We start from the raw sequence: 26,519 nt of genomic DNA, 5'->3' as shown, positions 1-26,519 counted from the left end.
CTCGTACCTCAAACATATAAATGATTCTAAGACTTTCTAAAATACTGAGCTAAGACTTATAACAAAAGTATTTAATGTGTCTTCCAGAATGTAAATATCTCCCTGCGTATAAGTTAAGTGTCTGGTTTGGGTATCTATATATAAAAGAGGGAGTATCCCTCTTTTTTTATAGGTAAATTTAGAAGAATATCTAAGCAATATTTTGAATATAAAATAATAATAAATATTTTTATGTGTAGAGGCGAAAGTATATCACAAATTCATAACATAATAAATAAATTATATAATAATTTGAAATTTACATTAACTCTAATAATAAAGGGGGAAAGTTGTGAATGGACATATTACAAGAAATTAATAGAAAAGACCTTAGAAGGAGAGCTATTGACGAATTAATTGAAGTTCAAAATAAAATAATAAACGACTGTTTAGATCGGTATAATTTTTATAAGATAGAACTAGAAAAGATAAATATACTAGAGAGCTTGGCAAGTGACATAGTAAAAGATGGGGAACAGAAAAAGAAATATACACTAGAAGTAGAGAATGCTTTAACAGAAGCAAAGCAAGCCATTGATTTGAAGGTGAAATTGGAGAAAGTTAAGTAAAGGGGCTATTATTTAGCTCCTTTTTTATAAAATTATATGTAATATAATTTTAAACTATATTAATATAGTGGTATAATGAATTGATTTTCAATTTTTAAATAAATTTTGTTTTTATTAGATTAAATTTGATGAGTGAATAGAGTTTTTAATTCGATAGGAGGAATAATATGGTGCGAGAACATATAGAACAGCTTTTAAATTCTTTTATAGGCAAAAAAATTGTTATTAAAATGCAATCAATGTACTGTAGTTGTTTAATATCGATGAAGTTGGAGTCTGTAGAATTTTCTCAAGGAGTGAAAAAAAGCAAGGTTAGTGACAGCTTTATTAAGTATAGCAGTGTATGTATATCAGATGAAAAAGGACGTTTTACAATTGAATATGAAGATGTAGAAAACATTAGATATAATGACACGAGTATAAATCAATTTTATGAGTTTCAATTAATATATAGAGATGGAACTACAGTTCAATTTTACTCTGCAGAATCTTTTAAAAATTAGGAAACATAGCTGGTTAAAAGTCGTTTAGGCTTTTAACCAGCAAGAGCAGATTCTTGACTTATTTAAATAGATGTATTAAAATATATTAGAATTTGTAAAATTAAATAAGACAGTTCGTAACCATCCTGTCTATAAACAAAACTAGGATTTAATCAATTAAAGTGTTTTGTATATAAGGGAGCGGCATGCTCTTTTTTATTTTTGAATGCACTTTTAATTAGTTTTGTATTTTGATGGGCAGGCTATGCCCTTTTTTTATTATCAAAAATTAAAAGCAATTTTAAATGAGGTGAAACATGAAAAAGATTGGAATAACAACGACGGTGCCTATAGAAGTTTTAATTGCAGCTGGGTATGAGGTTATTGATCTTAAAAATATTTTTATTACATCAGAAGATTATGGAAAATATATTGATATAGCAGAAAAAGAAGGTTTTCCGAAAAGCTGTTGTGCTTGGCAAAAAGGAACTTATGGAGTATGTATTCACCATAATATAAAAGAGATAGTTGGAGTTACAGAAGGTGATTGTTCTAATACAAAGGCAGTAGAAGAAGTATTGTCTATGCATGGAGTTAATATATATCCCTTTGCATATCCACATACTCATAAACTTGAAGATATAAAAAGATCACTGGATAGTTTTATGGATATGTTTGGAGTAAAGCTAGAGGAAGTTGAAGAGGTAAGAAAAAGATTAAATAGAACTAGAGCTTTAGTAAGAAAACTAGATGAACTAACTTTTGAGGCAAATAAAGTAAGTGGATTTGAAAATCATCTATATCACGTAAGCAGCAGTGATTTTAATACTAATGTGGAAAAATTTGAAGAAGAAATTATAAATAAAATTGAAGAAATAGAAAAAAGAAAACCTATAAATAAAAAAATAAGGCTTGGATTTATAGGGATTCCACCAATGACTTGTGATATATATGACTATGTTTCAGATTTTGATGCACACTTTGTGTATAACGAAATTCAAAGAGAATTTGCATTTCCAAGAGGATATAAAGCAGAAAACATATATGAGCAATATTATGATTACACATATCCTTATGATATTAAATTTAGATTAGCAGAAGTAAAAAAACAAATAGAAGACAGAAGAATAGATGGAATAATACATTATACACAAGCATTTTGTTATAGACAAATAGAAGATATAGTAATAAAAAATGAGCTAGAAGTTCCAGTTCTTAATATAGAGGGCGATAAGTTGAATTTTTTGGATGCTAGAACAAAGCTTAGATTGGAAGCATTTTTAGATATGATTTTGGATATGAAGAAATTTAATAAACAATAGAAAATTAATAGAAGGTGAAGATGTGAGACGTCTTGGAATAGATTTAGGTAGTAGAGAAGTGAAGGTAGCACTTTTGGAAAATAACAATATAATAAAAAAGTTTAAAATAAGCACTATGTCTTTTTATAGAGATTATTGCAGTTTTGATGGGAAAATACTAGTAGACTTGAAAAAACTAGAAATAGATAAAGTAGATTCGGCTGTATCTACAGGTTATGGACGAAATAATACAGATTTAAATTTTTTTAACCCAATTAATGAAATTAAAGCTCACGTATATGGAGTGCTGTTCCAAACTAACCTTAAAAACTTTATTCTTTTAGATGTAGGTGGGCAGGATGTAAAGGTGGTTAAGGTTGAGAAAGGAATTATAACTGACTTAGAATTAAATGAAAAATGTGCAGCATCCTGTGGAAGATATTTAGAGAACATGGCAAGTGTTTTAGAAATACCAATAGATGACATGTTTGAACATTATGAAAGTCCAGTGGAACTTAATTCAACCTGTGCAGTTTTTTCAGAATCAGAACTTATTGGAAAAATTGCAGAAGGAATCAGCATAGATAGACTTTGTGCAGGTGTAAATTACTCCTTATATAAGAGACTAGAGCCTCTACTTAAAAAGTTTTATGGAAAGACTCTTGTTGTTTCTGGTGGGGTAGCAAGAAATAATGCTTTAAAGACTTATCTGAAGAAGGATTATGATGAGATAATCACTTTGCCTGATGCACAATTTAATGGAGCTTTAGGCTGTTGTTATTATGGTGAAAGGATGGGATTATAATGAAAAAAGCAGTGGTTTTATTATCAGGAGGATTGGATTCTAGTACTGTAGTTTATTTAGCTAAAAAAGAAGGATATGAAGTTTATGCAATATCCTTTGACTATGGACAAAGACATGACAAAGAGCTTAACTGTGCTAAGAATATAGCAGAGAAAGCGGGAGTTAAGGAACATATAGTTGTAACTACTAATATGAATGCGTGGGGTGGTTCAGCTCTTACGGACAAAAATATAGAAGTACCAGAAGGAAAAGAAGAAAGCAAAGAAATCCCTGTTACTTATGTGCCAGCAAGAAATATGATATTTTTATCCTATGCAGCATCTTATGCAGAAGTAGTAGGAGCTCAAGACATATTTATTGGTGTAAGTGAAGTAGATTATTCTGGGTATGTTGACTGCAGAGAAGAATTTATTAATGCAATGGAAAATGCTATTAATAACGGAACAGTATGTGCAGTAGAGCAGGGAAGAAAAATTAAAATACATGCTCCATTTCTTCATATGACAAAATCACAGGAGATAAAACTCGGAAAAGAGTTAGGTGTAGACTATGGGCTAACATGGTCTTGTTATAAAGGAGAAGAATTGGCTTGTGGCGTTTGTGACAGTTGTATGCTGAGGCTAAAGGCTTTTAAAGAAGCTGGATATGAAGATCCTGTAAAGTATGCAAAAAATAATTATTAAAATAAGAGGAGAGTCGTTATGGAAGTTAATGTAACAAAAAATAAAAATATATCGTCTGTAAAAAAATTAGCTATTTCAGGTTTAGTTATCGGAATGTATGTAATAGTTATGTATTTTACTCAAAGCTTTGCCTTTGGTCAGTATCAGATTAGAATAGCAACTTCATTATATGCATTGAGTGGAATATTTCCATTTTTAATATTGCCAATGGGCGTTGCTAATCTTATAAGCAATACAATAATGGGAGGACTTGGTGTTTTTGATATGCTAGGAGGTGCAGCAGTTGGAATGATGGCATCAGGGCTTGTATATCTAATTAAAAGATTGAAACTAAATGACTGGTTTGCAATTCTTCCAATAATTTTCATACCAGGGCTTGTAGTTCCTATTTGGCTATCTATTTTAATACATGTTCCTTATAAAGTGCTTGCTATAAGTTTATGTGTAGGACAAATAATTCCTGCCATTGTAGGAGTACTTTTGTTAAAGCAGTTAAGAAAAGTTTTATAAGAGGACATTTGACAGAGGACAGTGAAGGTTGATTTTCTTCTGCTATCGCTATAGAAAAGCTTTAATTATTTTTCATTCACTGTCCTCTCCATGGGGCTGCCGTACTTACATAAGTGCGACAGCCCCATTTATGCACCTTTCAATATAATAGTTACAACAGTGCCCACCCCTAGCGTACTTTCTATTTCTAAGCTGCCATTATGAAGTTTTATAATTTCTTCACAGATAGCAAGTCCGATTCCACTTCCGGATTTTTTTGTATCTCCTTTGTAGAATTTTTTTAGTATATGGGGAAGATGTTCAGGTTCTATGCCAATGCCGCTATCTTCTATAGATACTTTTACATTTTCGTTCTCTAGAAATGCTTTCAAGGTTATGCTACCTCCTGACTTGGTGAACTTTAAAGAGTTATCTAGTATATTTATAAAAACTTGCTTTAGCCTATTTTTATCTCCTTTTACTAAAGGAAGCGTAGGAATATAAGAGATAATTATTATATTGCTTCTATTAGCTCTAGGCTGGATTTCATTTAACGCATTATGAAGGAGCTCACTTAAATTTAAGTCTTCAATATTAAGTGTTATTCTATTGGATTGAAATCTAGAAAAATCTAATAGTTCTTCCACCAAAGCAGTTAGTCTTTCGCTTTCTTCTATGATTATATTTAGACCTTCTTCTCTCTTAATTTCATCAATGAGTTCTTTTCTTTTTAGAGTTAATGCCCAACCCTTTATAGCTGTCAAAGGAGTCCTTAATTCGTGAGAAACGGAAGAGATAAAATCATTTTTCAGTTTGTCGGTTTTAAGTATTTCCTTAGCCATATAATTTAAGGTATCTGCTAAAGTACCCACTTCATCGTTATATTTTTTTTGTGCTTTTACAGAAAATTTTCCTTGTGCCATTTCTTTAGCTGTAGTAATTATATTGTTTAAAGGATTAATTATACTATTTGAAATAAGCACACTTATAAGTGAAATAAACACAATCACTAAAAAACCTATTACAATAAAAATTATAATCAAATTTTTTAAAAAGTTATCAACATCTTTTAGAGAAGATTCTAATCTTATAATGTAAGAGCTATTTCTAGTTGCATTTTGTAATAAATAAGATACACCCATACATTTTTCCTTTGAGTAGGAAGGAACTCCTATAAATCTAGTTTCCTTATTTTCATTAGCAGCGTTTATATCCGGATAATTCAAAGTAGTGCCTGCCTTTATTCCTAAAGAATCAACGACTAGTACTTTATCCCTTGATAATATCTGTATATGTGCATTAGTAGTATAAGATAGAGTTTCAATTATATCTTCTAAAAAAACATCTTTATTATTTTTATCTGAGTATTTATTAAAAAAATTAATAGAGGTTTGAGCTTGTTTTTTTAAGGTTTCTTCAATGGTATTATAATAATAATTTTTTATACTTATAAAACAAAGAATTTCTATTATAACTATGGAAAGAAATATGGCAATAAAGTGACTGCCTATTAATCTTGTTTTTAAGCTTTTCAATAATAATCACATCCTGATATTTATGATTTAGAAAATCTGTATCCATAACCCCAAATTGTTTTTATAAATTCTGGATTTGAAGAATCTTCTTCAATTTTTTCTCTTAATCTTCTCACATGAACGTCTACTGTTTTATAATCTCCCAAAAAGTCTTCGCCCCAGGCTAAGTTAAGCAGTTCATCTCTATTAAAAGCTTTATCTATATTTTTCATAAAAACCTTTATTAAAGAAAATTCTCTTTGGGTAAGGGGAAGTTCTTTTGAACCTTTAAAAAATTTTTGAGAGTTTATATCTAAAAGTAAGTTTTTGCATTGTATTAAATCACTGCACATATTATTTTCAGAAGATCTTTTTATTCTTCTTAATATAGCTCTTATCCTAGAGATAAGCTCCATAGGGTTAAAAGGTTTTATCATATAATCATCGGCACCAGTGTTCAAGCCCAGTATCTTGTCCATATCTTGTGATTTAGCAGTAAGCATAATTATAGCTATATCAGGAAATTTTTCTCTCAATAGTTCACATAATTTGTAGCCATCCATGCCAGGCATCATAATGTCTAGTATAGCGACTTCTGGTGTATAATTTTCGCAAATTTTTAAAGCCTCCTCTCCAGAAGAGGATTCTTTTACATCAAAATTACTAATACTGAGATTTATAACGGTAAAGCTTCTTATACTAGCTTCATCTTCTACCACTAAAACTTTTTCATTCATATCTATTACACTCCAAAATCATTGTTTTAATTTTTCTAACTGCAGTTTGGCAGTATTAATATCTAATTCATTATAAATTATATCTTCTCCATTATTTTTATTATAGTCCTGCAAAATATTTAAATTTAAGGCTTTGGCTTTTAGTTCGTTAATTTTATCATTTTCCTTTAAAGCTCCCTCAATTTTATATTTTTCAAAATATATATTTAATAAGTCTAATTTAGCTGCTTTAATTAAATATAAAGAATTTTTATCATTTTTTTTAGTTAAATTTGATAAGTTTTCTTCATATTTAGTCTGTAAATCATTAAAAATAGCTGAAGCTTCTTCATATCTTTTTAATTTACTAAAGGCTTTTCCTTGTAAAAATTTAAATTTGTCCTGGCTAACTATTTCAAAAGATGTAGTGTCTGTGCCGACTATTTTATTGAAATTATCTAGAGAAGTTAAAGCTTCCTTAAGCTTATTACTTTTAACTTGTGCATCTATTAGGTTGTACCAAGCCAAACCAGACATAGGGCTAACTTTATCTTTATATTGTTGTAAAAGATTATTGTAATAATCTATAATTTTTGATCCATAAGAAGGGTAATCATCTTCGTCACGGCAAATTTCTTCACCATTTAAACTAACTACATCCCAATTTTCTATATTTCCTGTTCCCCGACTCATTGCAGCAAATACAAAGCCTTTATTATTTTGCTGAGGTGTATTTAATATTTCAAATTGTTTCCACCAACCTAAACTTGACTCCTTAATTTTACCATCCTTAAGGGTATAATAATAATATTGAGCGCCAGAGTTACCACTAATAAGAAAACCTACCAGTAGACTCTTAGTATCCTTATCTACTATATTGATAAAATCAGATTTTGATATAGAATTACATTCTTGTTTTTTTTCAAATATTTTAGACCAATTATTATTTTTTTTCTTGAGCACAATAAATCCTTTTTCAAACTTATCCTGTATTTTGAAAAAAGCTATAATTTCATTAGCTCCGTCATTATCTAAGTCCAGATTTAACATAGGTTTTCCAGAAACTAAATCATTTTGAGCTAATAATACAGAATCTTTTGGTAAAAAGTTTTGTACAATGGCCTTTAGGTCTTGGGTATTGCTGTCACCTGTATTAATTTGAGGAGCTTTAATTAGTCCTGTTGGCGTTGAATATCCCATACAGGAGGAAAAAAATAATGAAGAAACAATAAAAAATGACAATAATCCTTTTTTCATATATAATACACTTCCTTTAAGTTACTTTTCTATAATTAATATTATAAATCATATACGTTGAAAAGTAGTTATGAAATGGTTACGAGGATTTTTTAGGTTTGAAATATATCTTAGAGAAAATATAAAGAGGCAAAGATACTTTGATTTTCGTTATTTATTTACTATATTGAGTTATTTAGAATATAATTAAAGTTAGATATTCAATTATTATGTCAAAAGAAGTATTAATAAGAGAAATAAATATGCTAGGACAGGTGGGACTATGTCTGGAAGAATAAAAAAATTTGTATTTAAAAATAAAAAAAGATATATAAAAGGAATTGTTGCGTTACTAATTATAAATCTTTTGCAAATATCTATACCTATAATTACCGGGAAGCTTATTGATGGCATTCAATTTGGAAGTATAAATATAAGCAATATAAGTAAATATCCGTTATTTATATTTATTATTGCTGCAGCTGTTTTTATATTAAATTATTTTACTAGACTTCAAATAATGGGAGCATCAATAATATTTCAATATGAAACGGGAAAGGAAATATTTAGACGTTTAGAAAAGCTTTCTATGAGTTTTTTTAGTAGAAAGACTATAGGAGAATTGATGGCTTTATCTGTAAATGATGTTAAAGCTGTAAGGGTAGCTTTAAGTAGAGGTACAAACCTTATTATAGATACATTTTTTCTAATGGTTTTAAGTATTATTGCAATGAGTAAAACTATAAATATGAGACTTGCATTAATAGCTTTTATACCTATACCTATTTTAATATTTATAGTTGCAAAATTTGGACTTATAATAAATAAAAAATTTAGAAAGGTTCAAGAGTCCTTTTCCGATTTAACAGAAAAGGTTCAGGAAAATGTTTCTGGAATTAGAGTAATAAAAGCTTTTGTACAAGAGCAGGAGGAAGCCCGAAACTTTAAAGTTATAAATAAAAAAAATTATGAAACAAATATTGAATTAGTTAAAGTTTGGGGAATATTTTACCCTTTAATTGAGTTTATAAGTTCTATTTCATATTTATTTGTTTTAGTTTATGGTTCCTCATTGGTATTAAAAAAACAAATAACTATAGGTGATTTTATTGCTGTAAATAGTTATATAGGGGTTTTAGTAAGACCAATAAAATTTATAGGAGTTATAGTAAACACCATTCAAAAGGGAAAAGCTTCTAGTGATAGAATAGAAAATTTATTTGATGAAAAAACAGAAATATTTGATGAAAAAGAAGAGGAACTTGATTTAAATAATTCTAAGCTTAGAGGAAAAATAGAATTTAGAGATTTAACCTTTTCTTATAATAATAAGTTTAAGCCTGTATTAAAGAATATAAATTTAACTATAGAACCTGGAAAAACCACAGCTGTAGTTGGAAAAATAGGAAGTGGAAAATCTACGCTAGGGAGTTTAATATTAAGGCTGTATAACCCTGAGCAGAAAGGTCAATTACTTATAGACGGTATAGATATCACGGAAATTCCAATAGAAAAGCTTCGTCATAATATAGGATATGTTCCTCAGGATAATTTTTTATTTTCTCAATCAATAAAATATAATATAGGTTTTTCAGAAGATAGTTATGATATAAAAGATATAGAAGAGTCAGCCCATATAAGTCAGGTTTATGATAATATTATGGATTTTCCAAATAAATTTGATACTGTACTTGGTGAAAGAGGAGTAAATGTATCTGGAGGTCAGAAACAAAGAATATCTATTGCTAGGGCTATAATCAAGAAGCCATCTATACTTATATTTGATGATTGTTTATCCGCGGTGGATACAAATACAGAGAAGAATATATTAGATGGATTAAAAGAAATCTGTAAAAGCAGTGCCTGTATAATAATTTCACATAGGATTTCCAGCATAAAGCATGCTGATGAAATCATTGTATTAAATAAAGGCAGTATAATAGAGAGAGGGTCTCATGCAGAGCTTATAAAAATTGAGGGATTATATTATAGAATGTATAAAAAGCAGATTTCACAGGAAGAATCTGAGGAATTATAAGGAGGGAGTATATGGCAAAAGGAGTTAACTTTGGAGGTTCTAAAGGCAAAAGGCTTGAGGATAATAAAAGAACCTCTATAAATAGTGATAGAGAAATAACAAAAGAACTTGTAAAATACGCAGGCCCCTATTGGAAGCCCTTCCTTTTGTCTTTATTTTTAATTCTTTTAGTATCTTCTTCTCAGCTTGCAAGACCATATATAATAAAAATAGCTATTGATGATTATATAAAAAGAGGAATAACTGGTACTTTGACTTTAAAACAATGTGAAAATGGAATAAAAGTTTTAGGAATAATGTATTTTGTATTTATGCTTTTAGAACTTGTTATGAGCTATTTTCAGACTTACATATTGGAGAGAACAGCTAAGGAAATTATTATGAACCTTAGAGAAAAAATTTTTACTCATATACAAAAACTGCCTATTTCTTATTTTGATAAAAATCCTATTGGAAAAATTGTGACGAGAGCTACTAATGACACGGATTCCTTAAATGATATGTTTACAGACGTTATAATAGGTTTTATACAAAATTTATTTATTATGGTTGGAATACTTTTTGTTATGCTAAGTTTAGACTTAAAGCTTACACTTATATGTTTACTAGCAACACCTTTAATGTTTATTGTAACCCTTTTATTTAAGAAAAAAGCAAGAAAGATTTTTAGTGATATAAGAAATAAGTTATCTTTAATAAATAGCTTTATGTCTGAGAATATAGCAGGCATGAAAATAATTCAAATTTTTAATATGGAAAACAAGAAATATAGAGAATTTGAAGATATAAATAAGGAATATTATAATGCAAATTTAAAGCAAATAGCTCTTTTTGGAATCTTTAGGCCCTTCATGGATGTGGTTAAGACTTTATCTTTGGCACTTATATTAGGCTACGGAGGAATAAGACTTGTTAAAGGAACTATAGAAGTAGGGACTATTTATGCTTTTATAAATTATATAAACAGGCTTTTTCAACCAATTATTGAACTTACAGATCAATATAATACCTATCAAAGCTCCATGGTATCTGCAGAAAGAATATTTGGTATATTAAATGAAAAAGTTGAAGAAGATCAGGAGGATGCTTGTGAATTAGATAAATTAACAGGGGAGATAGAGTTTAGAAATGTTTGGTTTGCCTATGAAGAGGAAAACTGGATACTAAAGGACATTTCCTTTAAAATATTGCCCGGGCAAGCAGTATCTTTTGTAGGTGCAACTGGAGCTGGTAAAACCAGTGTAACAAATTTAATCTGCGGTTTTTATGAACATCAAAAGGGTGAAATATTAATAGACGGAATAGATATAAAACATATAAAAAAGAAAGCTTTAAGAAAAAATATAGGTTTAGTACTTCAGGATGTATTTTTATTTGCTGGTGATATAGAAACTAATATAAGATTGTTTAATAAAGATATTTCTTTAGAAGAGGTAAAGAGTGCTGCTGAATATATAAATGCAGATTATTTTATAGAAGCTTTTAATGATGAATATAAACATAAAATAAATGAAAAAGGAACAACACTTTCCATGGGACAGAGACAACTTATTTCCTTTGCCAGAGCGTTAGTATTTAATCCTGCAATTTTAGTTATGGATGAGGCTACTTCAAATATTGATACAGAAACGGAGTTTTTGATTCAGGAGGCATTAGAGAAATTAATGAAAGGCAGAACCACTATAGCAGTGGCACATAGATTGTCAACTGTAAAAAAGTCAGATAAGGTTATAGTGCTCAATAAAGGAGAAGTAAAGGAAATAGGTAATCATGAGGAGCTTATGAGGAAGAAAGGTTTTTATTATAAGCTTTATAAACAGGTGTAATTGTATCTTTTAATAATATTTTTATGGAATTACTTCTCAGGAAAATTAAAGAATTTGCAAAAATATGATAACAATTATAAAATAATAATAAATAATAATTATATTTGGAGATGAAGCAATATGGAAAATATTTTAAAAGTAGTAAAAGATAAAACGTTGACATATGAACAAAAAGTCTTAACTCTTGCTCATGAGGCTGAGGCTACTCTCAATGTATTAAATATAAGCTCAGAAGTGCAGCAGTTAAGAGATGAAGGTATAATATGTGACTTGAATGAAGGAAATGCTCCATATAGGCCAAGATATATAGTACCTGATTATGAAAAATTTATGAAACAAGGCAGCGAATTTTTAGGACTAGAATCAGCCAAGGATATATGGGAAGCAACAAATAATTTGCTAATTTTGTACAAACATGTTCCATCAGTTACATCTATGCCTGTATATATAGGCAATATTGATACATTGCTTGATCCTTTTATAGAAGATGAGAAAGAAGCTTATAAAGCAATAAAACTATTTTTGTTGCATATAGATAGAACAATAACAGATTCCTTTTGCCATGCAAATATCGGACCAATGGAAACTAAAGCTGGAAGAATAATATTAAAGGTTCAAAGGGAACTTCAAACAGCCATACCTAACATAACATTAAAATATAGTAAAAATACTCCAGAAGATTTTGCTATAGATGCAGTAAGTACAGCTCTAGTTACGGCAAAACCAAGCTTTGCTAATGATGAAATATTTTCGAAGGAATTCGATAAGTACAAGAGTTATGGTATAGCAAGCTGCTATAATGGTTTGTACATTGGGGGCGGAAGTTATACTTTAGTTAGATTAAACTTGGCAGCATTAGCTAAAAAAGCTAGTGATAAAGAAGAATTTATAAATAAAATACTTCCAGATACAATGTTAAAAATGTCAGATTATATGGATGAAAGAATAAAATTTATTGTAGAAGAAAGTAGTTTTTTTGAAAGTAATTTTTTAGTTAAGGAAAGATTAATAAGTAGAGATAGATTTACTGCTATGTTTGGTATGTTTGGACTCGCTGAGTGTGTAAACACTTTACTTAAAGCAGAAGAACAAAAGGATAGATTTGGACATAGTGAAGAAGCTAATAAATTAGGAATTACAATAATCGAAAAAATGTATGAGGTAGTAAACAATAGAACTAATTCATACTGTGAAGTGACAGAAGGACATTTTTTATTACATGCTCAAGTAGGAATTGAAACAGATAAAGGCACTAGCCCAGGATGTAGAATACCAATTGGAGAAGAACCAGAATTATATATACATTTAACTCAAAGTGCAAAATTCCATAAATATTTTCCATCGGGTATTGGAGATATATTCCCATTTGAAACTACAGCTAAGAATAATCCCAAGGCTGTATTGGATATAGTAAAAGGTGCCTTTAAGGAAGATATGAGATATTTTTCTTTATATTCAGCAGATAGCGATGTAATAAGAATAACAGGATATCTTGTTAAAAGATCAGATATAGAGAAACTAGATAGAGGAGAACAAGTACTTCAAGATACAGTAGCACTTGGACTTGGTGCAGTTAAAAATTCGAGAGTACTTGAAAGAAAGGTAAGAAAAGATGCTTAAAGGTCTAGTAAATAAAATTATTCCTTTTAGCTTGGTAGATGGACCGGGAAACAGAACAGCGATATTCTTCCAAGGATGCAATTTTAACTGTCTATATTGCCATAATCCAGAAACAATTAAGAAATGCAGGCAATGTGGAGCTTGTGTTCTTATTTGCAGATTTGATGCTATATCTATAGTGGGAGGCTCAGTTATATGGGATGAAGAGAAATGTAAGGACTGTGGAGAATGTATTAAGAGCTGCCCAAATGATTGTGGCCCTAAGGCGAAAGAAATGAGTGTGGATGAAATATTAAAGGAGATTACGAAAGTTAAGTCCTTTATTTCAGGAATTACTGTATCAGGAGGAGAATGTACTTTACAAAAGGAATTTCTAGTTGATCTATTTGAAGAGGTAAGAAAATTAGGACTTACAATATTTGTAGATACAAATGGGTCTACAGATTTTAGTAAAAATAAAGAGCTCGTGGATTTAACAGATATGGTTATGTTAGATATAAAGTCTTTTGATAACGATGAACATAAAAAGCTTACAGAAAGAGATAATGATATGGTATTAAAAAACGCAAGGTATCTTGCCAGTATAAATAAACTATATGAAGTTAGAACTGTAGTGGTGCCTAATGTTTTAAATAACTTTAATAATGTAAATGAAATAAGCAAATTAATTGCATCATTAGACAACGAGATAAGATATAAGCTTATAAAATATAGACCTATTGGTGTGCGCACGGAAAAAATAGAAATTGTTCAACCAGATAATGAAATGATAGAAGAATTAAAGGGTGTTGCAACTAGGAATGGATGTAAAAATGTAATTGTAGTATAGATACCTACACTAGACACTTAACTTATACGCAGGGATATAGTGTCGGAAGAATGCCAATATATCCCAGAGAATAAGTTAAGTGTCGGCCGTAGGTGTCTATATAGAATGGAGGAAATGGAATGTTAAGTTTCGTTGTTGCTGTAGCAAAAAATAATGTTATAGGTATAGATAACAAAATGCCATGGTATCTGCCTAATGATTTGAAAAAGTTTAAAGAAGTCACTACAAGTAAAACTAGGACGATGATTATGGGAAGAAAAACCTTTGAATCCCTTCCACAAATACTAAAAGACAGGCATCATATAGTATTAACAAGAGACAAAAACTATAAGTCAGATGATAAAAGAGTAACTATAATAAATAGCCAGGAACAGTTAGAGTCATATATCAAAGACGAAAAAGAATATTTTGTAATAGGAGGAGAAGAAATTTTTTCATTACTCTTTCCCTATGCAAGCAGGATGTATCTAACAGAAATAGATGAAGATATTGAAGGAGACACTTTTTTACCTGAATACGATGAAAAAGAGTGGAAAGTAATAGAAGTTAAAGAGGGAATACTTGATGAAGAAAACAAGCATGTACATGTATTTAAGACTTTAGAACGAAAGTAGAATTATAATTATGAATAGTGGTTATCATACATTTGTAACTAAGAGTATTTCACAATTTTTTTAGAGGTGATAGAATGCCTGAAAAATATTGGCCAGAGACGGTAATATTATGGGGTGCTGGAGCAACTAAATCCCTTGGGCTATATGCAACAAAGGAATTAATACAACTAGTAATAAAAATAAACAAAAGAGATTTTTCGTTTTTAGAAAGTAAGAATGAAAAGTTGAAAAATGCATTCATAAAACTTGTAACAGAAGATTTGATTAAGGATTCTAAGTTATCTAAGATATATGATTTAAAGGCATTAACAACAATTATAGATACTAACACAAAATTGAATATGCATGAGCTTTTTACAATGCTAGATCAACTTATAGATAATGGTATGGGGTTTAATGCATTCTGTAATGGAAAAACGGAATTTTTAAGAGTTGAGAGAATAATAGGTGCTAAGAGATGTCTAATTTTACTCATAGAGGAATTAGAAAGACTTAGTGTACAAAGTAAACCTGGTTATATGGATAAAAATCTTGTAGAGCCTTACTATCAACTTTCAAAAATACTTACAGAGCTTATGAAAGATGAATCGAAATGCTTTGAAGAAAGAGGATATAAGAGAGATACTAGAAGGTTTTATTTATATTCTTATGCAATAGTGTCTTTCAACTGGGACCCAATACTTATGTGGAATATTTTTAATGCGCATAAAGAAGAGAATGATAATCCTATGAAGATGAAGGATGGATTAAATTTAAGGCTATTTGATGATTTTGGTACTAGAATAGCGTCGACAGAAATCGGAAATGATGAAGCAGAGATATGGTATACATCGGATGAATCTCAATGTAAGAGAGTTAATGATTACAAATACCAATCTAGGATAATTAGAATAGGGAAAATATTATTTCCACATGGTATATTTGGATCAAGAATATGTGCTGAATGTGGTAAATATATAACTACCTTTGGAGGTAGATGGGATAGATTGTCTACTGAAGTTTTTGGACCATCGGTATTGGGTGGACTTCAAAAAAATTGGAAATATAAAACTAAAAAAGAAAGTGAACATAAAAGAGGAGCTATTGAATGTCCTTATTGTGGTCAAATAACTTATCCTTATGATATGCCTTTAATTATGCAGACTTTAGCTAAAAAAAGAAGTATACCACCATTAGAAGAAATAAAAACTGAAATGGGACTACTTATGAAAAATGCTAAACATATAATTTTTGCAGGATATAGTCTGCCGTTAGATGATATTATGGTAAAAACCTTTTTTATGTCTTCAATATCTGGAAATGATAAAGATAAATTGAAATGCACTGTAATAAATTTTGATGAAAATTATACAGGAGATGCTGATTGGTTGAGAGGTGAAGACATAGACAAGTATGTTAAAGAAGATAGGGATAAATCTGTAGTTGAATGTATAGAAAATGTATGTGACATATTTAATATTAAAAATGTAAGAGTGTCACTTAAGGGGATACCAGGTGTATTTATGGAAGACGGTAAATGTACTAGAGAAAAAATTATAGATTTGATATATCCTAAAGAATATTTTAATGAGGGATTTCCTATTAATAGAGATTAAAACTGCAAATATAGAGAAATACGGCCGAAAGTAGACTTACACTCCGGGATATGTTCCCAAACTTCGGCACTATAAAAACTTTTAATCAATCTAAGGCTCAGTAATTAAGCAGAGAGCCAAAATCTTTGATTTTGTGCGAATCGCTTACTCCTCGGACGAAAGGAAGAGGAGTTTCATATATTTCAAAGAACCATTGATAAACTCGTACCTCAGACATATCAAAGGATCTAAGATTTTCTAAAATACCTCGCTAAGATTGATTAAAAAGTTTTTATATGTGCTTTCAGTTTCGAGAACATATCCCTTTGTATAAGTCTACTTTCTGGTATCGTTCTCTATAAAAGCTTTAGATATCTTATATAAGAGAATTACATAATACAATTAGTTATAGAGAAAATAGTTATGTAATTATATGCCTATAAAATATCTTAGGCTTTTTATTTTTTGCTTGAAAAACGTATTAAAGTATGTTATTATAAGCTTAAATTAATAATATAAGCAAAAGTTAAGAAAAATATTAGTATTAAGGAGAATCTTATGACTAATAGAGAAGAAGAAATATTAAAGTTAATTAGGGAAAATCCCATGATATCACAAAAAGATCTTTCAGATGCTTTGGGTATTACCCGTTCCTCGGCTGCAGTTCATATAACTAACTTGATGAAAAAAGGCTATATTAGAGGAAAAGGATATATACTAAGTGAAGACCCATATGTTTGTATCATTGGTGGTGCAAACATTGATATTCAAGGGTTTCCTAATCAAAAGTTACTTATGAAAGATTCTAATCCAGGAGTGGTTAAGGTATCTCTTGGTGGTGTAGGCAGAAATATAGGAGAAAATCTTACTAAACTTGGAGCTGAGACTAAACTTATTACAGCATTAGGCGATGATCTTCATGGAAATAAGATATTAGAAGAAGCAAGGGTATTAGGAATGGATATGCAGCATTCTTTAATACTTGAAGGACAGTCTACTTCAACTTATTTGTGTATATTAGATGAAGAAAGAGATATGCATGCAGCAATTGCATATATGGATGTTTTTGAAAAAATGACAGTTGAATTTATCCAAAAGAAAAAGCATGTAATTGAAAATTCCAATATATGTATTATAGATACCAATATACCAGCGGAAACTATCGAATATATTGTTACAAATAGTAAAGATACAGAATTTTTCTTGGATACAGTATCCACAGCAAAATCAAAAAAGGTAAAAAATATTATTGGTAATTTTCATACTATTAAACCAAATAAAATTGAAGCTGAAATTCTTTCAGACATAAAAATAGTTAATAATGATGACTTGAAAAGATGTGGTGAATACTTTTTAAACCAAGGTGTAAAAAGAGTATTTATTACGCTAGGAGAAGAGGGGATTTATTATAACGACGGAATAGATGAAGATATAATCAAGACACCAAAGGTTAAGGTGGTAAATGCAACAGGAGCAGGTGACGCTTTTGTAGCAGGACTTACTTATAGTAAACTCAAAGATTTTTCAATAGATTATGCAGCTAAATTTGCTATGAGTGCTTCTATACTAGCACTATCTCATAGTAATACTATAAATCCAAATATGTCATATGAAAATGTAATTAAAAAGATGGAGGAATTAGAATTATGTTAGAAAAGTACTTAGATATAAAACCAGAGGTTAAAAAAGCCTTAGATGAAGGAAGACCAGTAGTTGCATTAGAATCAACTATAATATCTCATGGGATGCCATATCCTAAAAATGTTGAAACAGCTAAAAAGGTTGAACAAATATTAAGAGATAAAGGTGTTATGCCAGCTACAATTGCTATACTAGATGGAAGACTAAAAGTAGGTGTAACTGACGAAGAACTTGAACGTTTGGGTAAAAATAATAATGTTATTAAGACTAGCAGAAGAGATATACCTTTCATAGTTGCTAAAAAATTAGATGGAGCAACTACAGTAGCAACTACTATGATAATTGCCGCTCTTGCTGGAATAAAAGTTTTTGCAACAGGCGGAATAGGAGGAGTACACAGAGGGGCACAAGAAACTTTTGATATATCAGCAGACCTTGAAGAATTAGCACATACAAATGTAGCAGTAGTTTGTGCAGGTGCAAAATCAATACTAGACTTAGGATTAACTTTAGAGTACTTAGAAACTAATGGAGTTCCTGTTGTAGGCTTTGGTACAAATGAATTACCAGCATTTTATACTAGAAAAAGCGGTTTTGGCGTAGATTATAGAATTGATAGTGCAAAAGAAGTAGCAGACGCTATAAAAGCTAAGTGGGATTTGGGATTAAATGGAGGAATGGTAATTACAAATCCAATACCAGAAGAAGATGCAATGGACTATGATGTAATAACTAAAGCAATTAATGAGGCAGTAAAAGAAGCAGAGGAAAAAGGAATAAGAGGCAAAGAAAGTACACCATTCTTACTTGCTAAAATAAAGGATATAACAGGTGGAGACAGCTTAGAATCAAACATTAAACTAGTTTACAATAATGCAAAGCTTGCAGCAGATATAGCTACTGAGCTATGTAAATAATATAAAAGGTTGCGTATTTATTTAATAGATACACAGCCTTTTGCCTTTTACACACAATTCTGTATATTTAAATAAGTTAAACTAATTATTTATATATTGAAATTTTTTTTCAAGGTGATACAATGAAAATGTCGGTATTCCTTTATGAAACCGAACACAAATATTTTATTAAAGTTATTCCGAATTATATCCAAGTAGGAATAAGAACGGAGGAAATCATGGAAAGAGGATTAAGAACTGCAAGATTCAACACAAGACAGATGGCCATAGTTGGAATGCTGTCAGCTATTTCAATTGTACTAGGTGTAACTGGTTTGGGTTTTATACCTATTCCACCTGTAAAGGCAACTATAATGCATATTCCTGTTATTATAGGAGCTATTTTAGAAGGTCCAGTTGTAGGATGTATGGTTGGGTTAATATTTGGTATATTTAGCATAATACAATCTATAACAGCTCCAACACCAGTATCTTTTGTATTTTTAAATCCAATAGTATCAGTATTACCAAGAGTACTTATTGCTTTGACATCTTATTATACTTATAAGGCTATAAAGACTAATTTTAAGGTGTTCAACATGTCAGTTGCAGCGGCGATTGGTTCGTTAACTAATACTTGTGGGGTTCTAGGAATGATTTACTTAATCTATTTAGGACCATATGCAAATACATTGCATTTAAGTATTAGTGCTGCTAAGAAGGGAATAGCTACAGTTGCTTTAATGAATGGTATTCCAGAAGCAATAATATCTACAATAATAACGGTTGCAGTAGTAACTGCTGTTAATAAAATAAGACATAAATAAGAGATTTACCCTATAGAATTGATTTTTACTAATTCTATAGGGTTTTATTTATTTTAAGATAATTGTAATATTAAAATGTTTAAGAGATTAAATTCTAGAATAGGAGGATAAAATGAAAGAGATATTATTTAATGAAATACAAGGAATAAGAATAGGTAATGCACAAAATTTAAATGGGCCTACCGGATGCACTGTAGTAATATGTGAAGATGGAGCTTCGGCAGGTGTGGATGTAAGAGGAGGAGCTCCAGGAACTAGGGAAACAGATTTGTTAAACCCGGTGAATCTAGTAGATAGAATCCATGCAGTAACTCTTGCTGGAGGAAGTGCTTTTGGATTGGATGCCGCTAGTGGTGTTATGCAGTACTTGGAAGATAAAAACATAGGCTTTGATGTGGGGGTTACCAAAGTCCCTATAGTATGTTCAGCGGTACTTTTTGATTTAGCTATTGGAGATTATAGAATTAGGCCTGATAAAGAAATGGGATATGAAGCTTGTAAAAATGCAGAATTTAATGAGTGCATGGAAGGTAATGTAGGTGCAGGTACAGGTGCTACTGTAGGAAAGATACTTGGTCCTGAAAGTTCTATGAAGGGAGGACTTGGATGCTATGCACTACAGGTTGGGGAACTTCAGGTCGGGGCAGTTATTGCTGTTAATTGTCTTGGTGATGTTGTTGATTCGAGTACAGGAAAGATTATTGCGGGAGCCTTAGATAAAGATAAAAGAACTTTTTTAGATACAGAAAGGGTTATGATATCTCAGTATGATGAAAAGAAAAATTTGTTTAGTGGAAATACTACTATTGGAGTAGTTGTAACAAATGGAAAATTCACAAAATCAGAAATAAATAAAGTGGCTTCCATGGCTCATAATGGTTATGGAAGAGCTATGAGACCTGCTCATTCAATGTTCGATGGAGATACTATTTTTACTATGGCTACTGGAAAAGTAGAAGCAGATATTAATGTTGTAGGGCTATTAGCAGCAAGAGTTGTAGAGCAGGCAGTAATAAGGGCTGTTAAAAATGCAGAAGGTGTCTTAGGATATAAGGCTTATAGAGATATTGTAACTTAACATAATTTTTATCCTTAAATTATCCAATAAATATTATTTGTGGTAGAATAAAATTAGGTAAAAAACAAAACTTATATATATGAATTGGGTAAGGAGATGAATTGTATGTCAGTTAATGAAAACGAAACAAACTCAATGAGTGATGCTATGGAAGAAATAGAGGCATCAATGAAAAAAGTTAGAAATGGTGAAATTGTAAAAGGTAAGGTTATATCGGTAACAGATAACGAAGCAATAATAAATTTAGGTTATATGTCAGATGGAATATTAGCTAAGAATGAGATAAGTGATGATCCAGAAGTAAATCCTAAAGATGTTTTAAAAGAAAATGATGAAATTTATGTTTACATACTAAATATGAATGATGGAGAAGGAAATATTTTATTATCAAAAAAAGCAGCAGATAAAATAAAGGTATGGGAAGAGCTTGAAAATTCATTTAAAAATGGTACTACTTTCGAAATAACTGTAAAAGAAGTGGTTAAAGGTGGAGTAGTTACTTATATAAAAGGAATTAGAGCCTTCATACCTGCTTCACAACTTTCGGTAGCTTATGTGAAGGATTTAAATGAATTTGTAAATAAAACTTTAGAAGTAAAGGTCATAGAATTTGATAGAAACAAAGAAAAAATAGTTTTGTCTAGAAAAGAAGTAGAAAATGTAGAGTTAGAGGCTAAAAAGACAGCATTATGGAATGATATTAAATCAGGCGAAAAGAGAAAAGGCATAGTAAGCAGACTAACAAAGTTTGGAGCTTTTGTTGACTTAGGTGGAGTAGATGGTTTAATACATCTTTCACAGTTATCATGGAAAAAGGTTAATAATCCTTCCGATGTTGTATCAGTTGGAGATAAAGTAGAAGTATATGTTTTGGAGACAGATAAAGAAAATAATAGAATTTCTTTAGCATTAAAAGATGTAAGTGAAGACCCTTGGAATAATGTTTTACAAGAATATAAAATAGGAAGCATAGTAGAAGGAACTATTTCAAAATTCTTAAATTTTGGTGCTTTTGTGGAATTAGAATCAGGTATAGAAGGATTAGTACATATTTCAGAGATATCAGAAGAACGCATTTTAAAACCATCAGATGTGTTAAGTATAGGAAGCAAAGTAAAAGTGAAGATACTAGACATTGATGGGGAAGCGAAAAAGATGAGTTTAAGCATAAAAGAAGCTTTAGAAAAACCAAAGGAAGATATTGAGAAATATGTTGATACTCAAGAATCAGGAGTAAGCTTAGGTGAACTGTTTGGAGATAAATTTAAAGATTTAAAATTTGATTAAAATACAGTTAATATGGAAGTAAGTTTTAATTTTACTAAAACTTACTTTTATATTATTTACATAAGAACATATGTTTGGTATAATTATAACTATATAGCAGGAGGGAGTATATATGGATGTATTGGAAAAGTTAAGAATACTTTCAGCAGCCGCCAAATATGATGTATCATGTTCATCTAGTGGAAGTAATAGGAAAAATACCAAAGGTGGAATAGGAAACGGATATCAAAGTGGAATATGCCACAGTTTTACTTCAGATGGAAGATGTATATCTCTTTTGAAGATTTTATTAACAAATTATTGTACTTTCGATTGCACTTACTGCGTAAATAGAATTTCAAATGATATTGAGAGGGCTTTTTTTACACCTAAAGAGGTGGCAGATTTAACATTAAATTTTTATAAAAGAAATTACATTGAAGGATTGTTTTTGAGTTCTGCTGTTTTACAAAATGCTAATTATACAATGGAACTTATTATAGAGGTAGCTGATAGACTTAGAAATGAGCATAAGTTCAACGGATATATTCATTTAAAAGCTATACCTGGTGCAGATGAAATTTTGATAAAAAAAGCTGGGTTACTTGCAGATAGAATGAGTGTAAATATAGAGCTTCCTTCAAGTAAAAGTTTAAAGCTTTTAGCACCACAGAAAGATAAAGAAAAAATTCTGAAACCTATGTCTTTTATTGGAAGAGAAATTTCCATTTTAGAAGAAGAAAGAAAAATATATAGGAATGCAGACAGATTTGTGCCTGCAGGACAAAGTAGCCAGTTAATAATTGGTGCTACTCCTGAAAGTGATTTACAGATTATGAAACTTTCAGAAAGCCTGTATAATCATTATAATCTGAAAAGGGTTTATTATTCAGCATATGTCCCAGTGGTAAAAAGTTCGAAGCTTCCTGATATTAAAAATCCTCCTCTAATAAGAGAACATAGGTTATATCAGGCAGATTGGCTTTTGAGATTTTATGGGTTTTCTGCAGGTGAATTACTAAATGATGAAAACCCTAACTTTGACATGAAGTTAGATCCAAAAACTGATTGGGCATTAAGACATTTAGAGCATTTCCCTGTAGAAATTAATTTAGCTCCATATAATTTACTTTTGCGTGTGCCTGGAATTGGAGTAAGATCTGCTATGAAAATAGTAAAGATAAGGAAAGTTCAATTTTTAAATTTCGATGATTTAAGAAAGATTGGTATAGCATTAAAGAGAGCAAAATATTTTATAACTTGCAAAGGAAAATACAATGGTAAAATAACTTTTAAAGAAGAACTTATAAGAGAGCAGGTGGAGGATGCAATAACAGGAATTAATAGGTATAATTATACGCAAATATCATTTTTTGATGAAAAATCAATATTATATAAGTCACAAGATTCAATAACAAGCATTACTGGTGAGATATAAAGGTTTGAAAAGCTAAAATTTTTTGGTAGAAAATATTTTTGGTAAAGGAAAAATATGTATGATTTGCTATATTTATGATGGAAGTTTTGAAGGTTTGCTTACAGCCATTTATGAATCTTATTATAAAAAGGAGAAACCTGAAGAAATTTTTAAGGAACAAGACTTTATTCCAAGTTTTTTTATAGATACTATATATATAAAAACTGACAAGAAAAAGGCCGATAAGGTATATAATTCGATAAAAAACAAGATTTCACATGAAGTGTTGAAAAATATTTTTTACGTTTTTTTATCTGAATTAAAAGAAAGTGATACTGCAATTTACAAATATTTAAAGTTAGCTTTTAATATAGGCAGAGATATAGATTTGCATATGCATAATAATACAGTAATGTATATTCACAATGTAAGTCGAAAAATAATTAGTGAAACACATAGAATGCTGGGTTTTATAAGATTTACAGTTTTAAATAATAATTTATATTATGCAGAGATGGAACCAGATTATAATATACTTGAACTAATTATGCCGCACTTTGTACAAAGATTTTCTTCGGAAAAATTTATTATTCATGACAGAAGAAGAGGAATAGCAGCTTTGTATAACAAAAGCAAGTGGATAATTACTGAAATGTCAATTATTGATATAGAAAAAATACCAAGGAGTGAGGACTATGGCATTTATGAAAAGCTCTGGAAAGAGTATTTTAATTCTATTGCAATAGAAAATCGAAAAAATGTAAATCTGCAAAAAAGCCATATGCCGAAGCGCTATTGGAAGTTTATTACTGAAATGAATTAGGGTGTTAATTGTGTATAATTATTCGCAATTAACACCTTTAAAATTTGACAAAAAATAACGAAATTTTTAATATGCAAACATAATATAGTATGGTAAAATGTACATGAGTGTACTAATATTTAATTTTTTAAGTATTAATTGTCTATAAGTTAATTAATACTGTAAAAAATTTAGAAATTATTTTTATTTGGGAGTTTTTATGGAAAATGGAACGGATGAAGGCTGGTGTTTTTGTGGAATATAAATTCTCTGAACTTGTAGATATAAAACATTTAAATAGTTTAATTGAAAGTCTTGGGACAATAACTGGAATAGGATATACAATTAAAGAGATTAAAGATGAAAGTTTTGTAAATATTGATCATGGTAGTCTTTGCAGAGATTTTTATATGAAAAATGAATCAACAAGACAAAGATGCTATAACGATGAAAAAATTGTTGTAGAGAAAATGACAGAAGAAAAGGAATATATTATTCATAAGTGTAAGAATGGTTTAGCACAAATAGTTGTCCCAATAAGGATCGATGGTTGTTATCTTGCAAACATCTTTGCAAGCCAGATGTTCTTAGAAGAACCAAATTTAGATTTTTTTAGAAGTCAGGGATCACAATTTGGATTTGATGAAAAAAAATACATAAAAGCTGTTAAAGAGATTCCAGTAATAAAAAGAGAACACCTTAAACCAATTATAGATTTTCTTCTAAAGGTAGCCAAACTGGTTTCAGAAATAGCATCTAGGCATTTAAATGAACTGGAAGTTAATAAAAAGTTAAGCGAAAGTTATATAGAGCTTTCAGCAGTTTATCAGCAATTGAGAGGTGCAGAGCATCAACTTAGAACTCAATATGATGAATTAGAAAAGATGGCATATTATGATCCATTAACAGGATTACCTAATTGGAACTTTATCCAGAGAGAGTTAAATAAGTATGATGATAGTTCACTAAAGTTAGCTATTATTTACATGGATTTGGATAACTTTAGAGGAATAAACAATGGGTTTGGACATCAATGTGGTGATAAGCTGTTAAGAAAAATAGGGGAAACATTTCAGGATTATTTAAAGGAAAATTGTATAGTTTCTAGGTCAAGTGGAGATGAATTTTTAATATTACAGCGTAATGTAGAAAGTAAAGAAGATGTTTTAGAAAGCATTAATAAAATATACAATTTAATTAATAGTAGATGGGAGCTAGATGAAAAGGAGTTTTTCATATCTGGCAGCATTGGAATTGCCATTTTTCCAGATGATGGAGATAACTTTGAGGAAATCTTAAGAAGTGCAGACATAGCATTAAATAAATCTAAACATATAGGTAAAAATTCTCACATATTTTTTGAAAAATCCTTGTATGACCAGATATCAAGAAGAACTGAAATGGAAAAAGAATTGAGAAATGCTATAAAGAATGATGAACTTATGCTGCATTATCAGCCTCAGGTGGATATAAAGAATGGGAAAATAGTAAGCTTAGAAGCTCTTTTAAGATGGAATAGTAAAAAGTTTGGATGGGTTTCTCCTTATGAATTTATTAAACTAGCAGAAGATACAGGATTGATTATTCCAATAGGCCAATGGGTTTTAGAGACGGCTTGCATACAAAATAAAGAGTGGAAAAGTAAAGGATACTCGTATGACTTTATTTCAGTAAATGTATCTGTCACACAAATTCAAAATAGGGATTTCTTAGATAATGTAAAATTAATTTTAGAACAGACAGGAACAAAGCCAGAATATTTGGAATTAGAAATAACAGAAAGTGTTATGATGGAAACTATTGAGTCTAACTTAAGAATTCTTAATGAGTTGAGAAATATGGGGTTAAGAATCGCTTTAGATGATTTTGGCACAGGTTACTCTTCATTAAATTATTTAAAGAGTTTACCTATTAATACATTAAAGTTAGATAAAAGTTTTATAGATGGTCTATGCAGCAATTCTTATGAAGAATTAATTACTTGTGAAATAATAAAGCTAGCACATAAAATGGAATTGGATGTTACAGCAGAAGGTGTAGAGTTTAAGAACCAATTGCAGTCATTGGTAGACAAGGAATGTAATAGGATTCAAGGGTACTATTTCAGTAAACCGTTTCCTCCAGAGGAAATTGAATTTGATTTGAAAAAAGGTTTTTTTGATATTAAATTATAGTTGATTTTTAAATAAAAGCAAATTTAAAGAAAAGATTTCTTTAAATTTGCTTTTATTTTTATTACAAGGTCAATCCTATCATT

General features: G+C 29.9%; 23 protein-coding genes. 20 read left to right on the top strand and 3 right to left on the bottom strand.

Features of this window, described 5'->3' with window-relative positions; all coding sequences use genetic code 11:
• Nucleotides 1–335 precede the first annotated feature (335 nt).
• The 6 genes from I6U48_RS11535 to I6U48_RS11510 all read left to right on the top strand — a co-directional run bounded on the left by I6U48_RS11535 (nt 336) and on the right by I6U48_RS11510 (nt 4,389).
• The gene (locus tag I6U48_RS11535; protein WP_218320614.1) at nt 336–608 is read left to right on the top strand and encodes a hypothetical protein; all 273 of its coding nucleotides are present in this window, start codon (nt 336–338) and stop codon (nt 606–608) included.
• A gap of 167 nt (nt 609–775) precedes the next feature.
• Nucleotides 776–1,111 (top strand): hypothetical protein, encoded by a 336-nt coding sequence (locus I6U48_RS11530; protein WP_218320613.1) that lies wholly within the window; start codon nt 776–778, stop codon nt 1,109–1,111.
• A gap of 296 nt (nt 1,112–1,407) precedes the next feature.
• On the top strand, nt 1,408–2,412 hold the full coding sequence (locus I6U48_RS11525; RefSeq protein ID WP_218320612.1) for a 2-hydroxyacyl-CoA dehydratase family protein: 1,005 nt from the start codon (nt 1,408–1,410) through the stop codon (nt 2,410–2,412).
• Nucleotides 2,413–2,434: 22 nt separating this feature from the next.
• Entirely contained in the window at nt 2,435–3,196 is a 762-nt protein-coding gene (locus I6U48_RS11520; protein WP_218320611.1) for an acyl-CoA dehydratase activase, read from the top strand.
• Entirely contained in the window at nt 3,196–3,879 is a 684-nt protein-coding gene (queC, locus tag I6U48_RS11515; protein ID WP_218320610.1) for a 7-cyano-7-deazaguanine synthase QueC, read from the top strand. Before I6U48_RS11520 ends, queC begins: the two co-directional genes overlap by 1 nt.
• An 18-nt stretch (nt 3,880–3,897) precedes the next feature.
• On the top strand, nt 3,898–4,389 hold the full coding sequence (locus tag I6U48_RS11510) for a QueT transporter family protein (protein ID WP_218320609.1): 492 nt from the start codon (nt 3,898–3,900) through the stop codon (nt 4,387–4,389).
• 128 nt (nt 4,390–4,517) lie between these two features.
• On the opposite strand, the gene I6U48_RS11505 is transcribed toward I6U48_RS11510, so the two are convergent.
• The 3 genes from I6U48_RS11505 to I6U48_RS11495 are packed head-to-tail and all read right to left on the bottom strand — an operon-like array spanning nt 4,518 to nt 7,855.
• Nucleotides 4,518–5,903: a sensor histidine kinase gene (locus I6U48_RS11505; protein WP_218320608.1), complete on the bottom strand. Its 1,386-nt coding sequence runs from the start codon at nt 5,901–5,903 to the stop codon at nt 4,518–4,520.
• A gap of 20 nt (nt 5,904–5,923) precedes the next feature.
• Nucleotides 5,924–6,619 (bottom strand): response regulator transcription factor, encoded by a 696-nt coding sequence (locus tag I6U48_RS11500; RefSeq protein ID WP_218320607.1) that lies wholly within the window; start codon nt 6,617–6,619, stop codon nt 5,924–5,926.
• An 18-nt stretch (nt 6,620–6,637) separates the two neighbouring features.
• On the bottom strand, nt 6,638–7,855 hold the full coding sequence (locus I6U48_RS11495; protein WP_218320606.1) for a tetratricopeptide repeat protein: 1,218 nt from the start codon (nt 7,853–7,855) through the stop codon (nt 6,638–6,640).
• A gap of 262 nt (nt 7,856–8,117) precedes the next feature.
• Here I6U48_RS11495 and I6U48_RS11490 point away from each other — a divergent pair, with 262 nt between their 5' ends.
• The 14 genes from I6U48_RS11490 to I6U48_RS11425 all read left to right on the top strand — a co-directional run bounded on the left by I6U48_RS11490 (nt 8,118) and on the right by I6U48_RS11425 (nt 26,436).
• The gene (locus I6U48_RS11490; RefSeq protein WP_218320605.1) at nt 8,118–9,872 is read left to right on the top strand and encodes an ABC transporter ATP-binding protein; all 1,755 of its coding nucleotides are present in this window, start codon (nt 8,118–8,120) and stop codon (nt 9,870–9,872) included.
• 11 nt (nt 9,873–9,883) lie between these two features.
• Nucleotides 9,884–11,698: an ABC transporter ATP-binding protein gene (locus I6U48_RS11485; RefSeq protein ID WP_218320604.1), complete on the top strand. Its 1,815-nt coding sequence runs from the start codon at nt 9,884–9,886 to the stop codon at nt 11,696–11,698.
• 120 nt (nt 11,699–11,818) lie between these two features.
• Nucleotides 11,819–13,318 (top strand): YjjI family glycine radical enzyme, encoded by a 1,500-nt coding sequence (locus I6U48_RS11480; protein ID WP_218320603.1) that lies wholly within the window; start codon nt 11,819–11,821, stop codon nt 13,316–13,318.
• Nucleotides 13,311–14,147 (top strand): YjjW family glycine radical enzyme activase, encoded by an 837-nt coding sequence (locus I6U48_RS11475; protein WP_218320602.1) that lies wholly within the window; start codon nt 13,311–13,313, stop codon nt 14,145–14,147. Before I6U48_RS11480 ends, I6U48_RS11475 begins: the two co-directional genes overlap by 8 nt.
• A gap of 119 nt (nt 14,148–14,266) precedes the next feature.
• Nucleotides 14,267–14,761, top strand: a complete 495-nt coding sequence (locus I6U48_RS11470) for a dihydrofolate reductase (protein ID WP_218320601.1) — start codon at nt 14,267–14,269, stop codon at nt 14,759–14,761.
• A gap of 74 nt (nt 14,762–14,835) precedes the next feature.
• Nucleotides 14,836–16,356 (top strand): hypothetical protein, encoded by a 1,521-nt coding sequence (locus I6U48_RS11465; protein ID WP_218320600.1) that lies wholly within the window; start codon nt 14,836–14,838, stop codon nt 16,354–16,356.
• A 537-nt stretch (nt 16,357–16,893) separates the two neighbouring features.
• Complete coding sequence (locus I6U48_RS11460) at nt 16,894–17,988, top strand: PfkB family carbohydrate kinase (RefSeq protein ID WP_218320599.1); 1,095 nt, start codon at nt 16,894–16,896, stop codon at nt 17,986–17,988.
• Complete coding sequence (locus tag I6U48_RS11455; protein ID WP_218320598.1) at nt 17,982–18,893, top strand: pseudouridine-5'-phosphate glycosidase; 912 nt, start codon at nt 17,982–17,984, stop codon at nt 18,891–18,893. The genes I6U48_RS11460 and I6U48_RS11455 overlap by 7 nt, the downstream gene beginning before the upstream one ends.
• A gap of 218 nt (nt 18,894–19,111) precedes the next feature.
• Nucleotides 19,112–19,699, top strand: coding sequence for an ECF transporter S component (locus tag I6U48_RS11450; RefSeq protein WP_218320597.1), 588 nt, complete (start codon nt 19,112–19,114; stop codon nt 19,697–19,699).
• A 112-nt stretch (nt 19,700–19,811) separates the two neighbouring features.
• Entirely contained in the window at nt 19,812–20,777 is a 966-nt protein-coding gene (locus I6U48_RS11445; RefSeq protein WP_218320596.1) for a P1 family peptidase, read from the top strand.
• A 105-nt stretch (nt 20,778–20,882) separates the two neighbouring features.
• A complete protein-coding gene (rpsA, locus tag I6U48_RS11440) occupies nt 20,883–22,064 on the top strand; it encodes a 30S ribosomal protein S1 (protein ID WP_218320595.1) in 1,182 nt (393 codons plus the stop codon).
• Between the two features lie 112 nt (nt 22,065–22,176).
• A complete protein-coding gene (locus I6U48_RS11435; protein WP_218320594.1) occupies nt 22,177–23,481 on the top strand; it encodes a putative DNA modification/repair radical SAM protein in 1,305 nt (434 codons plus the stop codon).
• Nucleotides 23,482–23,539: 58 nt separating this feature from the next.
• Nucleotides 23,540–24,283, top strand: a complete 744-nt coding sequence (locus tag I6U48_RS11430) for a TIGR03915 family putative DNA repair protein (protein ID WP_218320593.1) — start codon at nt 23,540–23,542, stop codon at nt 24,281–24,283.
• A gap of 206 nt (nt 24,284–24,489) precedes the next feature.
• Nucleotides 24,490–26,436 carry an EAL domain-containing protein gene (locus I6U48_RS11425; protein ID WP_218320592.1) on the top strand — a complete coding sequence of 649 codons (1,947 nt, stop codon included), beginning with the start codon at nt 24,490–24,492 and terminating at the stop codon, nt 26,434–26,436.
• Nucleotides 26,437–26,519 lie beyond the last annotated feature (83 nt).

The organism is Clostridium thailandense (assembly GCF_019207025.1).
GTDB classification, from domain to species: domain Bacteria; phylum Bacillota; class Clostridia; order Clostridiales; family Clostridiaceae; genus Clostridium_AM; species Clostridium_AM thailandense.
Note: the sequence above shows the minus strand (reverse complement) of the source record. Positions and strands in the feature narration are given on the sequence as shown.